General features: G+C 68.5%; 11 protein-coding genes. 7 read left to right on the forward strand and 4 right to left on the reverse strand.

Going from position 1 to position 15,550, the window contains the following annotated elements:
* From B5Y19_RS20805 to B5Y19_RS20815, 3 genes are all read right to left on the reverse strand, one after another.
* Window positions 1-614: porin (locus tag B5Y19_RS20805; protein WP_139384500.1), on the reverse strand; the 614-nt coding region annotated here is incomplete at its 3' end.
* A 405-nt stretch (window positions 615-1,019) separates the two neighbouring features.
* Complete coding sequence (locus B5Y19_RS20810; protein ID WP_055726238.1) at window positions 1,020-5,336, reverse strand: translocation/assembly module TamB domain-containing protein; 4,317 nt, start codon at window positions 5,334-5,336, stop codon at window positions 1,020-1,022.
* A complete protein-coding gene (locus B5Y19_RS20815) occupies window positions 5,336-7,348 on the reverse strand; it encodes an autotransporter assembly complex protein TamA (RefSeq protein ID WP_055726237.1) in 2,013 nt (670 codons plus the stop codon). The genes B5Y19_RS20810 and B5Y19_RS20815 overlap by 1 nt, the downstream gene beginning before the upstream one ends.
* Before the next feature lie 264 nt (window positions 7,349-7,612).
* Between B5Y19_RS20815 and B5Y19_RS20820 the strand changes: the two genes are divergently transcribed.
* The gene (locus B5Y19_RS20820; RefSeq protein WP_055726236.1) at window positions 7,613-8,881 is read left to right on the forward strand and encodes a GGDEF domain-containing protein; all 1,269 of its coding nucleotides are present in this window, start codon (window positions 7,613-7,615) and stop codon (window positions 8,879-8,881) included.
* 49 nt (window positions 8,882-8,930) lie between these two features.
* Here B5Y19_RS20820 and B5Y19_RS26200 read toward each other — a convergent pair whose 3' ends face one another.
* A complete protein-coding gene (locus B5Y19_RS26200; RefSeq protein ID WP_176168680.1) occupies window positions 8,931-9,686 on the reverse strand; it encodes a hypothetical protein in 756 nt (251 codons plus the stop codon).
* A 156-nt stretch (window positions 9,687-9,842) separates the two neighbouring features.
* Here B5Y19_RS26200 and B5Y19_RS26205 point away from each other — a divergent pair, with 156 nt between their 5' ends.
* From B5Y19_RS26205 to B5Y19_RS20850, 6 genes are all read left to right on the forward strand, one after another.
* Window positions 9,843-10,340, forward strand: coding sequence for a DUF4142 domain-containing protein (locus B5Y19_RS26205; RefSeq protein ID WP_176168681.1), 498 nt, complete (start codon window positions 9,843-9,845; stop codon window positions 10,338-10,340).
* Window positions 10,341-10,572: 232 nt separating this feature from the next.
* A complete protein-coding gene (locus tag B5Y19_RS20830; RefSeq protein ID WP_055726233.1) occupies window positions 10,573-11,709 on the forward strand; it encodes an ABC transporter substrate-binding protein in 1,137 nt (378 codons plus the stop codon).
* A 189-nt stretch (window positions 11,710-11,898) separates the two neighbouring features.
* Window positions 11,899-12,777: a branched-chain amino acid ABC transporter permease gene (locus tag B5Y19_RS20835; protein WP_055726232.1), complete on the forward strand. Its 879-nt coding sequence runs from the start codon at window positions 11,899-11,901 to the stop codon at window positions 12,775-12,777.
* Window positions 12,774-13,781: a branched-chain amino acid ABC transporter permease gene (locus B5Y19_RS20840; protein WP_055726231.1), complete on the forward strand. Its 1,008-nt coding sequence runs from the start codon at window positions 12,774-12,776 to the stop codon at window positions 13,779-13,781. Before B5Y19_RS20835 ends, B5Y19_RS20840 begins: the two co-directional genes overlap by 4 nt.
* Window positions 13,778-14,521 carry an ABC transporter ATP-binding protein gene (locus B5Y19_RS20845; protein ID WP_055726230.1) on the forward strand — a complete coding sequence of 248 codons (744 nt, stop codon included), beginning with the start codon at window positions 13,778-13,780 and terminating at the stop codon, window positions 14,519-14,521. The genes B5Y19_RS20840 and B5Y19_RS20845 overlap by 4 nt, the downstream gene beginning before the upstream one ends.
* A 101-nt stretch (window positions 14,522-14,622) precedes the next feature.
* Window positions 14,623-15,360 carry an ABC transporter ATP-binding protein gene (locus B5Y19_RS20850; protein WP_055726229.1) on the forward strand — a complete coding sequence of 246 codons (738 nt, stop codon included), beginning with the start codon at window positions 14,623-14,625 and terminating at the stop codon, window positions 15,358-15,360.
* Window positions 15,361-15,550 lie beyond the last annotated feature (190 nt).

A 15,550-nucleotide genomic window follows, 5' to 3' on the forward strand; every position in this document is an offset into this window, starting at 1 on the left:
GTGGTCTTCGCATCTTCGAGCGAGAGCGTGGCGCTGAAGCCGCCGCCGAAGGTGGCGGTGTAGGCCAACAGGTTCGGCGAACGGTCCGAGGTGCGGACGACGCTGAAGCCGTAGTCGTTGGCGTAGAAGTCGTAGAACGACTGCGCCTTACCAGCGGTGATCGGGCCGAACTGGACGAACGCCTTGTCGAGGTTGACCGCGCTGTCCTGCGTGACGCCGTTGACGCCCGAGAAGCGGTTGGCGCCGGCGTTCAAGCCGCCGTAACGGTACGAACCGGTGCTGGTCGTCACGTCGTAACGGATGAACGTGCGGAGCGTGCCGTAGGCAGTCTGGTTGCGGGCGTCGACGTAGATACGGCCGCGAGCGCGGGTGCCGTACGAGTCCTGACCGCGGTTCCAACGCTCACCGAAGGTGTACTCGGCGCGGACACGACCACCGATGCGGATGCAGGTGTCGGTGCCCGGGATGTAGAAGAAGCCAGCGCCCCAGGTGTTGCAGACGCGAACGTATTCGACCGGAGCGGCCTTCCGCGAGGGAAGGTCGGCGGCCTGAGCCCCGGCGACCGCGGCGATGCCGGCGGCGGAACCGAGGAGGAGGCTCTTAACGAGCTTCATTTGGTAACCTCCAAAAGAGTTTCGAGACCCTCGGGCTTCGGCCTGCCCCCCGCAACCGGTTTGGAGACCAGATGCAGAACCTGCCTATTCCCGGTCTTTCGCCTGCGTCACCGACCTAATTCGGAGGCGAAGACGAAAAACAGCGACCGGGAACGTCCCGACGCATTCCCACCATACGAATGCGCCTCCGCCGATCAACCACGATCAGCCGGTTGAGCCGGCCAGGGGGGTGCTTTGGATACCGGTGTTGCAGGCAGGCCACGCTTTGATCCCTGAAATTCACGAGTTGTTAACCGCGCCGGCCATTTTCGGCCCGACCGGCCTGCCCCAAAGGCAGGAATCAGGGGCCACACCGACCGCCTGCGGCGCGAATCTCCTGGACGGCGATTCCCGCCCGCGGCCGGCTCAATATTCCCACTCGGCGCCGATTCCGACCGCGGCGCTGCCGTCGGCTCCGGTCTCGGCCTGGAGCTTCAAGCGCTTGGTCACGTCGACGCCGACCGAGACGCCGCTATCCTCCGGCTTCGTGCCGACCTTCACCCCGATCGAGACGTTGTCGCTGATGTAGCGCGAGGCGCCGACGGTCGGCCCGCCCGCTCCCATCTGGATGTCGAGGTTGTCGACGCCGAGCGATTTGCGCAGCCGCTCGAAGGTGTCGTCGCCGCCACCGCCGGCGAACTGGGCCGCGGCCTGCGCCAGCTGCAGCGCCTGGAACGGCGACAGCGAGCCGGAAGCGCGAGCGAAGAGCAGGCGCGACAGCACCTCGTCCGGAGGAAGCTCGGGCTGCGAGGTGAAGGTGAAGGCCGGCTGGTCGGCCGGGCCGCTGACGACGATCCGCGCCGTGACGTCGCCGGCGCTGGTCTCCGCGACGAAATCGAGCTCGGGAATCAGGCCACCGGCGAAGGTCAGCCGGCCGCGGCTGAAATCGAGGCGCTGGGTCAGCACGCTGAGGCGGCCGCGTCGCAACTCGAAGCCGCCGTCCAGCACCGGCGCCGAAGAGGTGCCGCCGACACGAATCTCGCCGCCGAGCTCGGCATCGATGCCGCGGCCACGGATGAAGACCTTGTTGGGCGCGGAAACGGTCAGCGCGAGCATCGCATCGAAAGCCGGCGTGGCACGGCCGCGGGCGCGCGCCTCCCTGGCCTTGCGCGCAGCGGCGAGGCGGGCGGCGGCGGTGCCGCGGGCGTTGACATGCTTGATGCCGTCGACCGGCCGGAGCGAGGCAGGCAGGCGGTCCGGGACCGAGACCTCGAGGGAGGCGATGTCGATCCGCCCCCCGACGCGCGGACGCTGGGCCAGCGGCCCGTTGATCTGGAGGTCGAGGCCCGCAACCGCGGTGACGAGCCCGCTGGAGACGAGCTGGGCACGCTCGCCGCGAATGCGGATATCGCCGGGGAAACCAGCGGCCGGATCGACCTGCACCCGGCCGCTGGCGGAGATGGTGCCGCCATTGGGCGTGCGGGCCGAGGCGCGCTCGATCGTCAGATTGTCGCCATTGGCGGCGATGCGCGCCTCCATGGCGTTGAGCCGGATGCCTTGCAACGCATCGGTGAAGCTGCCGTTCGAGAGGGTGGCGCTGCCGCTGAGATGCGGGGCCGAAGCCGTGCCGCCGGCGCGCATGTCGATGGCGACATTGCCGGTGAGCCGCTGGCCATTCACGGCGAGGATGGTGTTCGCCAGCGCGGCATCGACACGCCCCTGGGCGGAAAGATCGAGCGCCCCCGCGGCATTGAGCGGAGCCGTGCCGCGTAACGTCAGGCTCGCCCCGCGGCCGGCATTGACCGTGGCGGAAACGCTGGTGGCGTCGCCCTTCAAGGCGCCCTCGCCCGCGATCTCGACCGGCGGCAGGCCAGCCTGCCGGGTCTCCGGCGTCACCAGCCGGGCGATCCGCAGTTTCCAGGGCCCGGAGAGATCGCCGGGCCGGCCCTTGACCTGGGCCTCGGCATTCAGGGTGCCGGAAAGATCGAGGCTGGGCACGGCGATGCGGGCGGCCGAGAGGGGCACGTCGCGGGCGGCGAGGCGCAGGTCGAGCGTCTCGCCCGCACGGCCGTCGAGCGTCACACGCCCCTTGTCGATCATCAGGGCGAGGCCGGCGATCTCGACCCTGGACGCCGGGAAGCTGAACGAGGCCGGATTGGCGAGGGTGATCGCACGGCCGTCGCGACGAGCATCGAAGGAAGCGATCTCCAGCTTCAGCGGCTCGCCGGGCACGAGCCGGCCGGCGCCCTTCAGCGCGAAGCCGCGCGCATTGGCGCTGAGCGTGAAGGCGCTCGCCTCGGGCGCGCCCTTCGAATCGAAGCGGATGGCGCTGATCGTCTCGCCGGCTGCGACGGCACGGTCGATCGCCACGGCCGCGTCGAGCATCGGGCGCCCATAGATGTCCTTCGCGCCGATCGTCGCATCGAGCTTGTCGATGGAGACCGAGGGGCCGACGAGGCGCGCGCCACGCGCCTTCAGATCGACATCCTGCCGCCCGTCGGGAGCCGCGAGAATGATGTCGGCGTCGAGTTGCCCGCCGAGCTTGGTCAGCGCCAGCGCCGAGAGATCGTCGAGATTGCGCGCGGCGAGCGTCAGCCGGCCGGCCGCACGGCTGGCGGGATCGAGCGTAAGGCCACCATTGAGGCGGACCGACCCGATGGCGAAGTCGAGCGTCGAGAGGTTCCAGCCGTCATCGGGCTGGCGTGCGAGCTGGAGCGTGCCGGTCGCCGGCTTCGCATCCACTTCGCCAGAGAGGTTCACGCTGGCGTTCAGCGCGCCCTGAAGATCCTTCGCCACCGCCTCGATCGCCAGGCGCGGAACGGGCCGCCCCAGCGCGGTCGCGTTGGCGACGCGAATGCGCGCCGTCGCGTCGAGCCGATTCTGCGGGCCGGTGATCTCGGCATCGACGTCGCCGCGGCCGGAGAGGCGCGGATCGGCACGCTTGAGGTCTGGCAGCGCGAGCGCGAGCTTCAGGTTCGACTGCTGCCGCCCGATTGCGCCATTCGCGGTGAAGGTGGCGTGCTGGCCGGCCACGCGCAGATCCCTCACCGTGTAGTCGCCCGCGAGCGCATTGACCCGCCCGGCGAGCGTGAGGCTACCGGCGAGCAGGCGATCCACGGCAGCCGTCCCGGTGGCGAGCCGCTCGGCTTTGCCCTCCAGCGTCGCCGTATAATCATTGAGGCGCGGGGTGGCGTCGAGATCGGCGCTGACCTCCGCCCTGCCCCCGAGCGGCCGGCCGGCGAGACCGCTCAGCCGCGCGAGATCGGGCAGCACCGCCCTGAGCTGGCCGAGCACGCGCGCCTGGCCGAGCTTGCCCTTGTAGTCGAGCTCGACGCCGGACAGAGCGAGCTTCAGCGTCTCGAAATCGGCCGTGCCGTCGTCCTGTCCCGTGCCGCGCAGGGTGAAGGTGACCTTGTCTCCCACCGCCCGGGCGAGCGCCTTGTCGGCCAGAGCGATACCGCTCGCCTGTCCGTCCGAGGTCAGGGCGATGCGGGTCCCGGACTCGCCGATGGTGCCGCTCGGCGTGGCGTTGAAGGTGAGATCGACCTTGCCGAACCGCCCCACGGGCATGCTCGCGTCCTGAGCATCGAGCTTGGCGACGATGGTCGGACCGGCGACGGGGCCGCGGATCGTCGCGTCGAAGGCGAGCTTGCCGATCTCGGTACCCGCGGCGACCGTGCGGCCGCCGTCGTTCGGTCGCGAGGCGGCGCTGACGCGCATGTCGAGCGTCTTGTCGGCATTATAGCGGCCGAGCACGTCAAGCCGTGCCAGCGCCGAAACCAGCGCCAGATTGCGGATATCGACGCCGCCGCCATCGGGGAAGCCGACCGCGCCGTCGAGGCGGGTCGAGCCGGCGAAGACCGGCGCGACCGGCGGCGGCATCAGCCCTTCGATGCGGGCATCGAGCGCGAGCGCGAGCTGCCGTTCGGCACCCGCGCGATTGAGCGTGGCCGAGCCTTCCGCGCCGATCGTCGGGCCGGCGACGAAGGTCAGGTTGGAGCGGAAGGAATCGAGCGGACCGTCGCCGTTGAGATCGAGCTTCACCGGCGGCTCGCCCGGCAGCCCCGCCGCCTTCGAGATCAGGCCGCCGGCCGGCTCGTCGAGCTTAGCGGCAAGTTGCAGGCGTGTGCTTTCCGGCACGAAGGACAGGGTAATGTTGAAAGTCCCGCCCATATCGAGCCGCCTGGCATCGAGCTTGAGGTCGAGCCCCTCATTGGGCGGGCCGAGCCGGGCCGCGCCGGTGGCAGCGAGCCGGGCCGCGGCGCCGATAACCGGCTCGCCAAGCACCAGCTCGTTGAGCTGCAGCGCGCGCAGGATCAGCTTGAGCGGCAGTTCCGGCAGGATCGGCTCGTTGCTCGGCGGCGCCGTGCCTGCAGGCTGCGGCGCCGGCCTGCGCAGGATTTCGAGCTTGCCGATCTCGAGCCGGTCGACGTCGAGACGGCGAAGGAGGAGCGCGCTGCGCGTCCAGACCAGCCGGACGCGGTCGAGCCGCAGCCAGGCACCGTCGCGATCCGAGAGGACGATGTCGCGGATCTCGACATCGGAGGAGAGCGCGCCGTTGACCTCGCCGATCGAGACCTGGCTGGTATCGCTCGACAGCGCCTTGGAAATCAGGTCGGCGACGATGCCGCGATCGGTCTGGGCGTTTTGGGCGAAACCGCCGAAATGGGCCGAGGCGAGGAAGCCCGCCGTGAGCAGCAGGGCGAAGAGCGCAAGGCGGGGAATGGTCAGGAGCCGGCGCATCAGAAGGCCTGCCCGATGCTGACATAGAGCGCCACGGGCTTGTCGCCCTTGCGCGGGTTGATCGGCGCGGCCACGTCGACGCGGATCGGACCGATGCCGGTATAGTAGCGCAGGCCCAGCCCTGCGGCCATCTGCAGCTGCTGCTTGCCGTCCGGGAAACTCGATTCGAAGGCGGTGCCGGCATCGAAGAAGGGCACGATGCCGATCGTGTCGGTGATCTTGATGCGCGCCTCGGCCGAGAGTTCCAGCAGGCTGCGCCCGCCGACGAGCTGGTTCATCGGCCCCAGCGGCGAGAGGCTGCGATAGGCGTAGCCGCGGACCGAGCCGCCGCCGCCGGCGTAGAAGCGCCGCGTCGAGGGTATCTCGTCGAGGCTCGCACCAGCGACCGAACCGAAGCCGATCCGGCCGGCGAGCACGTAACGCGCATCCTCGTCGAGCGCGTAATAGGCGGAGAACGCCGCCTTGGTCTGGTAGATCCCGACCGTCGAGCCCAGGAAGGTCGGATAAGGCGTGAAGGAGGCGATCGCCCGGAAGCCGCGCGTCGGATCGAGCAGGCTGTCGGTCGAATCGTATTTCACCGAGAGCGGCACGCCGACCAGGGTGTAGTCGACCTGGCCGAGTACGTCGCTGGTCTGGCCGCGCTCGACCTCGAGGCCTGCCTGGACCGAGAAGGTGTCGCTGAAGCGGTGGCGGATCGCCGTGGTGACGTTGGCATAGCGCGCCGTATAGCCGCCATAACGGTTGAGGCCGACGCGCTCCCGCGTCGCGACGCCGTCGATCAGCCAGTCGTAGCGGCTGCCATTGAGCGCCGGCTTCATGAAGCTGAAGGCGAAGCGCGCGCCGAGATCCGATTCCTTGAAATCGCCGAAGCTCTGGATCTTGGTGCCGTCGATGCGCGGCGCGAGGAAGAGGCTGGCCTCCAGCCGCAGCCTTTCCGCCCCGCCGAACAGGTTGCGGTGCTCCCAGTATGTCTTCACCTGCGGCCCGTCGATCGTCGAATAGCGGGCCGAGAAGCCGAGCAGACGCTTGGGCCGCTCGGTGACCTCGACGAAGATCGGCAGGTTGCCGGCGCCGTCGAGCTTGTCGTTCTCGCGAATCCGGACGGAGCCCACCGCCGGGATGGTCGCGATCGAGCGGCGCGTATCCGCGAGCGCCTTCGGCGAATAGGGGTCGCCGGGTTCCAGATAGATGAAGGAGCGCACAACCTCGGGCGGTATCTCGTCGGTCTGGCCGATCGTGATGTCGCCGAAGCCGGCGAGCGGCCCGGGCGCCAGGACATAGGTGACGTCCATGATGCCCGCGGCATGGTCGACGACCGGCCTGAGCTCGACCACCTTGGCGAGCGGGCGCGACTGGGCGCGCATATAGTCGACCAGCGCGGCCTGCGCGCCGCGAAGCGCGGCCGCCGTCGCAGGGTCGCCGGCCTTGAGCTTCGAAACCTTGAGCGGGTCCGCGATCGCCGGCGGGCCGGCCTCGTCGCGCTCGACCACGTCGATCTTGCGCAGGCCGAAGACCTTGCCCGGGCTGACCTTGACCGTGATCGGCACGGCATCCCGGTTGCGATGCGCCTCGAGCGTGCGGATGAGCGTGGCGTTCGGCTCGACGCCGAGCGTCAGCGATGTGCCGTTGACGACGAGCGCCACCTCCGCGTTGAAATAGCCCTGCGACCACAGCGCATCGACGAGCGGCTTGAAATCGGCAGTCATGCGCCGGGCCAGCGTCTCGCCGTCCGGCGGCGCATCCTGGCGCAGCCGATAGAGCAGCGAAGCGTCCTGCAGCGTGCGGGTCAGCGCCTTGGCATTCTCCGCGTCGCCGAGATCGAAATCGAGCTTGTAGGGCAAGGCAGACGCGCTCGGCGCCGGCGGCTCGTCCTTCTTGGTGAAGAGGCCGAACACGTCGAGCGACGACAGATCGAAAGCCCGGGCAGGTTCAGCCTGCAGGCTCAGCAGTGTGGCAAACGCATAGCCGCCGCTTAGCGCGACCGCATGCCCTGCCCTACGCCAAAACCGCATCCACCCTCCAAAGCAACCCCCCGCCACGCAATCAAACGGTGTCCCTGCCCGCAGCCATCATACGGCCCGAGCGGGCAGGCGCAATGCTCAAGCCGCTGGCCCGCCCTCCAGCAACCGACCGGGAAGCCTTGTCGGGAAAAGCCTAAGCTTTGGTTGCCGGCCTCGGGGGCTCCGGTCGCAGCAGCGCCCTGCCCGCGCTTCGCCGGCGCCACCGCCGATGCAGCGTTGACCCATCGTTAGAAAGGCGTGCGATAAGATCGCCGGATGTCCGGCACCTTCCTGCTGCTCGCCCAGGCCCTGATCTATTTCGGCGTGATGGCCACGCTGTTCCGGCTGCGCCACATGATGGGGCTCGGCGCGTTTCTATGCGCGCTCGGCGTCATGCACTTCCTCGAAACCTATCTGGCGGCGGTGTTCTTCATCGAGCTGCCCTTCGGCCTGCTCTCGCCCGGTTCGACGGTGCTGTTCTCAGGCAAGCTCGCGATCATCCTGCTGTTCTACATCCGCGAGGATGCCGAGACGGTGCGCCAGCCGATCTACGGGCTGCTGATCGGCAATTTCCTGATGGTCGCGCTGGTGGCGACGCTGCGGCTCTACGGCCCGCCCGTCAGCCTTCCCGGCTACAATCCGGACCTCGTGCTGATCGACCAGATGGGCGCGCTGATGGTCTGGGGCACGACGCTGCTCTTCGTCGATTCGATCGCCCTGATCCTGATCTACGAGAAGCTGCGCCGGCTCGTGCCCCGCTCGGTGGTCCTGCGCGCCGGCCTGAGCCTGGCGATCATCCTGACCTTCGATCAGCTCGGCTTCTTCGTCGGGCTTCACATGGTGACCGGCACCCCGCTCGGCGCATTGTTCGGCGGCTGGGTGGCGAAGATGGGCGCAGCCGCGGTCTATGCCGCGCTGATCGGGCTCTATCTCGGCCTGTTCGAGCGCGATGCGACCGAGTTGGCGCCGCAGCCGCTGCGGGATGTCTTCCACAAGCTGACCTATCGCCACAAATACGAGGAACTGCTTGGCAAGAGCGGCTTCGACGCGCTCACCGGAGCGCTGACCCGCGAGCGCTTCGAGGCGCTGGGTCAGGCGACGCTGGCACGCTGCGCGCCGGCGAGGCGCCCGGTCAGCCTGGCGATCCTCGATGTCGATCACTTCAAGAGCATCAACGACCGTTACGGCCATGTCACCGGCGACGAGGTGCTGCGGCGCGTGGTCGAATGCCTGCGCACGGAAAGCCGCAGCGACGACCTCATCTTCCGCTATGGCGGGGAGGAGTTCGTCGTGCTCTGCGAGAACATGCCGCATGACGCGGCATTGGCCTCGGCCGAGCGCATGCGCCTCGCCGTCGGCCGCACGCTGGCGGCGGAATTCGCCGCCGCCCCGACGATCAGCATCGGCGTCGCGACCTTCCCCGAGGACGGCGCCGATATCCGCGGGCTCGTCGCCCATGCGGACGCACATCTCTACGAGGCCAAGCGGCAGGGGCGCGACCGGGTCGTGGGAAACCGGCCCGCGCCGCAGACGCAAGAGGCGTAGCGCCACGGAGCCGGGGCGGGCTGCCGGCCCGGCTCGCCGCTGCGGAAACCTAGCGCAGTGTCAGCGCGACCGTCGCCAGCGGCGAGAGCTTGGTCACGACCTCGCCCTTTCCGGGGGAGAGCACGCCGCCGCAGAGGCTGCCGGTGGTGATGATCTGGCCCGCACGCAGGCCGCCGAGATCATCGCGCTTGCGGTTCGCCCAGGCCAGGAAGGGCACCATCGGATCGCCATTGCCGTGAACCGCGGGCTGGTCGTAGATCGTCACGCCATTGAGCGAGATGTAGCAGCCGAGGCCGCCGAGGTCATCGAGCGTCTTGATGTCGATCTCGGGACCGAGGATGTAGCCGCCATGGCCCATCGCATCGGCGAGCCAGAGCGGGAAGGCGACCTTGCCGAACCAGTTGGCCAGGCGGCTCTCGACGATCTCGATGCCGAGATAGGCCTTGTCGCAGCAGGCGAGCAGCTCGGCGCGCGAATAGGGTTGCCCTGGCCGGAACGGCACGTCGCGCGACAGCCTCAGCGCGAGCTCGATCTCGACGCGCAGCTCGGCGCCGATCGCACCCTCATAGACGTCGCCGGGCGCGAGATAGGGGCCGGGCATCAGCCCGGCGATCGGCGTGCCGTCCTCGGCGATGCCGACCTTCCAGCCGGCCTCGGCCAGGCCGAGCGCGCGGCCGACGGCCGCCTGCGCCGCAAGCCCCTCCGCCAGGGTCTCCGGCACCGGCAGTTTCGCCGTCTCGATCAGCGAGCGGTCGCGGCGGGCCTGCACGAGCGCATCGCGCACGGTCTCGACGGTGGTCGGCATGGAGTTACCTCTGCATCGCGGGCGGTCCACAGCGCCCTGGCCCGTGCTAGCGCAGCGCACCGGGTGCGACAAGACGCGCAGCAGCGTCCCGCCCATGCGCATGGAACCTCAGCCCCGCCGGCTGGTTGCCCCGTCATGATCGGCAATCCCCTTCGCTTGCGGAGAACCCTGACTTGCGCCGCCACGGCCGTGCTCCTCGTCGTCGCCGCCCGGGCGCAGGCGCCGATGCCGGCGCAGGATTTCGTCAACCAGACCGCCGTCGCCAACATGTTCGGCGTCGAAGCGGCGACGCTCGCGCTCAGCAAGAGCGGCTCGACCGCGATCAAGGCTTTCGCCCACCGCATCGCCGACGACCAGGCGTCTGCGACAAGCGGCCTGCGCCGCATCGTGGCCAAGCGCTCGGACGTCGCCCTGCCGGATCGCCCCGACGGCCGGCATCTCGAGCTGCTGCGCGACCTCGCCGGCAGGCAAGGCCCGGATTTCGACAGGGCCTATGTCGACAGCCAGCGCCGGACGCATCAGGAGACCGCCACCCTGATGGAGCGCTATGCGAAGGAGGGAGGCGACCAGGAGCTGAAGAGCTTCGCCGAGCAGTCGCTGCCGCTCTTCCGCGACCTCGACCGCAGAGCGCGTGATCTGCCTGCCGGACCGTAACTCCCGCCTCCCACCGGCAGGCCATCGGCGCGCCGCCTCGGACCCCGCCTCAATCCCCGGCAAAGTCGGAGCACTCGCGCCGCGAAGCCGCGCCGCCTCTGGACATCAAGCCTCAAAGCCGCTCAAGAAGCAGGCGGTCACGCTGCGGCAATGACCGCACGGTTCCGCGACGTCCGGCTCCCGCCGCAGGCGCTGACGGACGGACAAGAAACGGCTTGGGAGGAGTTAGGGAATGAAATCGCTCTGGGTCATGGCCGCCGCGCTCGGCGCCGCGCTCAGCCTGCCCGCGCAGGCACAGGACAAGGTCAAGCTGGTCGACGTGATCGAGCTTTCGGGCGCGGGCGCCGCTGCCGGCACCAACTGGAAGAACGGCGCGGACATGGCCGCCGCCGACATCAACGCCAAGGGCGGCATCCTCGGCAAGCCGGTCGAGATCGTCCATTACGACACGCAGACCAACCCCGGCAACACCCGCGCCGCCGTGCAGCGCGGTATCGACGAAGGCGCCTACGCCATCCTCGGCCCGATCTTCTCCGGCCCGATCGGCGCCTCGATGCAGATCTCGCAGCGCGCCGAGGTCGCCCAGATCGTCGGCGGCGAGGGGGCCGGCTTCACCAAGCAGGGCAACCCCTACATCTTCCGGACCTCGCTCAGCCAGACGGCGGCGATGCCGAAAATCGCCAAATATCTGAAGGACACCGTCAAGGCCGGCTCGATCGCCGTGGTCTGGGTCAACAACGACTTCGGCAAGGGCGGCCGCGACGCCATCCTGCCGGAGCTCGAGAAGGCCGGCATCAAGGTCGCCGTCGACGTCTCGACCGAGCAGGGCCAGGCCGATTTCACCGCCGACGCGATCAAGGTGAAGAACGCCAATGCGGACGCCGTCTTCGTCTATCTGAACGAGGAGGAGAGCGCCCGCTTCCTGCGCGCCGCCAAGCAGCAGGGCATCGCCAAGCCGATGATCGGCGAGACGACGCTGCTCGGCGCCAAGGTTCTGGAGCTCGCCGGCGACGCCGCCAACGGCGCCAAGGGCCATGTCGGCCTCTCGACCGACGCGCCGATCCCGGCCCTGCAGGAATTCGGCAAGCGCTACCGCGAAAAGTACGGCTTCGCCTCCGACCATAACGGCATCAAGGGCTACATGGCCGTGTTCATGGTCAAGTGGGCGACGGAGAGGCAAAAGAAGCTCGACAAGAAGGGCCTCGCCGACACGCTGCGCGGCGCCACCATCAAGGCGAGCGAGGAGCCCGGCGTTCTGATGGACACGGTGATCGAGCAGAACGGCGACCTCGACCGCGAGAGCTTCCTCGCCGAGGTCGTCAACGGCAAGCAGGTGATCAACACCACCTTGCCGCGGATCAAGCCGTAAACGGTTTCGAACCGCGCTCGTCATTGCGAGCGCAGCGAAGCAACCCAGGAGCGGCAGAGCTCCACGTCCCCCTGGATTGCTTCGTCGCTCACGCTCCTCGCAATGACGGCGGGCGGAATGTCCCGCCCGAGCAAGAGATGGCCGGGTCAAGCCCGGCCATGACGCCAGTCGCCCGAGACAAGGTCAGCCATGGCCGAATTCATCGCCTATCTCATCGCCGGCATCGCCACGGGTGCGATCTATGCGCTCGCCGCGATCGGCTTCACGCTGGTCTGGCAGACCTCGCAGACGATCAACTTCGCGCAGGGCGAGTTCGTCATGCTGCCGGCCGTGCTGATCCTGCTCGCGGTCAAGCTCTTCGGCCTGCCGCTCTGGGCCGGCGGGCTTATCGGTATCGCGGTGTTCCTCTTGATCTTCGGCGCCGGCTTCAAGCTCGTCGTCGTCGACCCGATGATCAAGCACGGCGTGCTGCCGCTCGCCATCGCCACCATGGCGCTGTCGATCATCATGAAGGAAGGCGCCAAGGACGGCTTCTCGGCGGAGGCGCAGAGCTTCCCCTCGCTGGTGCCGACCGACATGGTCAACCTGCTGGGCATATCGATCTCGCTCCAGCATCTCGCGATCATCGTCGTCGCCTTCGCGGCGATCGGCCTGCTGCAATGGTTCGTCGGCGGCACGAAGCTTGGCCGGCAGATGCAGGCAACGGCGCAGAACCCGACGGTCGCGCGCATCCTCGGCATCCCCGTCGAGCGGATGGTGCTGCTCACCTTCCTGCTCAACGCGGCGCTTGCCGTCGTCGCTTCGCTGCTGATCTCGCCGATCTATCTGGCCAAATTCTCGAATGGCGAGACCATCGGCCTCTTCGCCTTCATCGCGGCCATCGTCGGCGGCTTCAACCAGGTGCGCGGCGCGCTCGTCGGCGGCATCCTGATCGGCGTCGCGGATTCGCTCGCTGCCGCCTACATCTCGACGCAGTACCGGCTGGCCGTGCCGCTGGTGCTGCTTGTCGCCATCATCCTGGTCAAGCCGGAAGGGCTGATGGGCCGCAAGGAGGAGCGCCGCGTATGAGCGCCCCTGCCCTGCAAGACGCCGCCGCCTCCCCGCCCCGCGCCGCGCGCCGGATCGACGCCGCGCTGGTCGCGCTCATCCTCGGCGCCGTCATCCTCTGGTTCGCGCCGGTCGGCATGGGCCGCTACGGCACCTATGTGCTCTCGCTCTGGCTGGTGATGAGCATCGGCGTGATGGGGCTCAACCTCACGCTCGGCTATGCCGGCCAGACCTCGCTGGCGCAGGCCGCCTTCATGGGCCTCGGCGCCTACGCTACCGCGATCCTGACCACGAAATTCGGCGTGAGCTGGTATGCAGCCTTCGGCATCTCCGGCCTCCTGACCTTCGCGGTCGGCCTCCTGCTCGGCTTCCCGGCGCTGCGTGTCCGCACGCATTACCTCGCCTTCGTGACCCTCGCCTTCTCGACGCTGGTCTGGCTCGTGCTGCGCAACGAGCAATGGCTGACCGGCGGCACCTTCGGCATCTCCAACATCAACCGGCCGGAATTCTTCGGCATCAAGCTGTTCGGCGCGCTCGAATTCCATCGTTTCGTCGTCGTCGTCACGCTGATCCTGTCGCTGGCCTTGTGGTGGCTGATCCGCTCGCCCTGGGGCCGTGCCTTCACCGCGCTGCGCGAGAACCCGGTCCGGGCCGCGAGCCTCGGCATCGACACCCGCGCCTATACACTGCTCGCCTTCGCCATCGGCTCCGCCTATGGCGGCTTCGCGGGCGCGCTCTACGCACCGCTGGTCGAGTTCATCGATCCCTCTCCCTTCGCGCTGTCGCAGAGCTTTTCGCTGCTGCTGATGGTGGTGGCGGGCGGCGCCGGTTACCTCTTCGGCCCCTTCATCGGCGCGCTGCTCGGCGTCGTGCTGCCGGAGTGGCTGCGCTTTGCCGGTTCGCTCTACCTCATCCTCTTCGCGGCGATCGTGCTTGCGCTGCTGGTCGTCTGCCCGCAAGGCGTCAGCGGCCTCGCCGAGCGCGGCTGGAACGTCCTCCGGCGCAAGAGCGGAGGCGCGCGATGAGCTCGGTCCTCGAAGTCCACGACCTGCACAAGGCCTTCGGCGGCATCAAGGCCGTGAACGGCGTTTCTTTCTCGGTGAACGAGGGCGAGATCCTCGGCATCATCGGGCCGAATGGCTGCGGCAAGTCGACCCTGTTCAACTGCATCCTCGGCCAGCTCGAACCGACGCAAGGCGCGGTGAAGCTCGACGGGCGGGACGTCACCAATATGCGCCCGTCCGCGCTCAACCGGCTCGGCGTCAGCCGCACCTTCCAGCTGCTGCAGGTCTTCCCGGAACTCTCGGTGCGCGAGAACCTGATCCTCGCCGGCCAGGAGCATCAGGGCTCGATGCTCGGCCGACTGTTCGGCGCGCGCGATGCGGGGCTTTCGGAAAAGGCCGAGCAGATGATCGGCTTCTTCAAGCTCGGCCATCTCACTGACGCCAAGGCCGGGGGCTTGTCCTATGGCCAGCAGAAGCTGCTCGATGCGGCCATGGCTTTCATGGCCGGCCCGCGCCTCGTGCTGCTCGACGAGCCGGCCGGCGGCGTCAACCTCACCATGCTGGGCGATCTCAAGGAGCGCCTGCGCGCCATCAATGCCGAGCAGGGGGCGACCTTCGTGGTGATCGAGCACAACATGGATTTCGTGATGTCGCTCTGCACACGCGTGATCGTGCTGGCGGAAGGCAGGATGCTGGCCGAGGGCACGCCGGCCGAGGTCCGCGCCAACCCGGCCGTGATCGAAGCCTATCTGGGGCATTGAAACATGCGTCATTCTCGGGCGGAGCGTAGCGCAGACCCGAGAATCTCTGGCAGGAGATGCTCGGGTCAAGCCCGAGCATGACGGGCAGGACGGAGTCAGGAATGACCACACCCATCCTCGAACTCGACGGCGTGGTCGGCGGCTATGGCGCCATGACCATCCTGAACGGCACCTCCTTCGCGGTGAAGCGCGGCGCAATCACCACCGTCATCGGACCGAACGGCGCCGGCAAGTCGACCGTGTTCAAGGCGATCTTCGGCCTGCTCAAGCTGCGCGAAGGCCGCATCCGCTTCGACGGGCAGGACATCACCGGCTGGAATCAGCGCAAGCTGCTCGAAGCCGGCATCTGCTACGTCCCGCAGGGGCGCAACATCTTCCCGGAGCTCTCGGTGCGTCACAATATCGAGCTGGGCGCGGTTGCCGCCGACTCCGGCATCACCGACATGCCCCAGCGGCTGGAGGCGGCGCTCGACCGCTTCCCGGCGCTCAGGCGCAAGGCCGACCAGCAGGCATCGACGCTGTCCGGCGGCGAGCAGAAGCAGCTCGAAATCGTGCGCGGCCTGCTGCTCGATCCGAAGCTCGTGCTGATCGACGAGCCCTCGATCGGCCTCTCGCCCCTGATGGTGCAGGAGACCTTCGGCATCCTCAGGGAGTTGCGCGCCAAGGGCGTCTCGATCCTGATGGTCGAGCAGAATGCCCGCTCGGCGCTGGAGATCTCCGATGAAGGGCTGGTGCTGGAGCTCGGCCGCACCCGCATGCAGGGGCCGGCGGCGGAGATCCTCGCCGATCCGCGCATCGGCCAGCTCTTCCTCGGCGGGACGCTGAGCGAGGTGGCTTGAGCGACAGGCGCTCCCCTTCCCCGTCATTGCGAGCGCAGCGAAGCAATCCAAGGTGACCGGGTTGAGCGCTCAAGCCCAGTCCCCCCTGGATTGCTTCGTCGCTTCGCTCCTCGCAATGACGGTAGACGCGTCCGGCCTTTGACAGCGGCGCCCTCTCCTGTCGGGATAGCGTCGAACTACGAGACCGGAG

Origin of the sequence: Allobosea thiooxidans, assembly GCF_900168195.1 — a bacterium.
Lineage (GTDB): Bacteria > Pseudomonadota > Alphaproteobacteria > Rhizobiales > Beijerinckiaceae > Allobosea > Allobosea thiooxidans.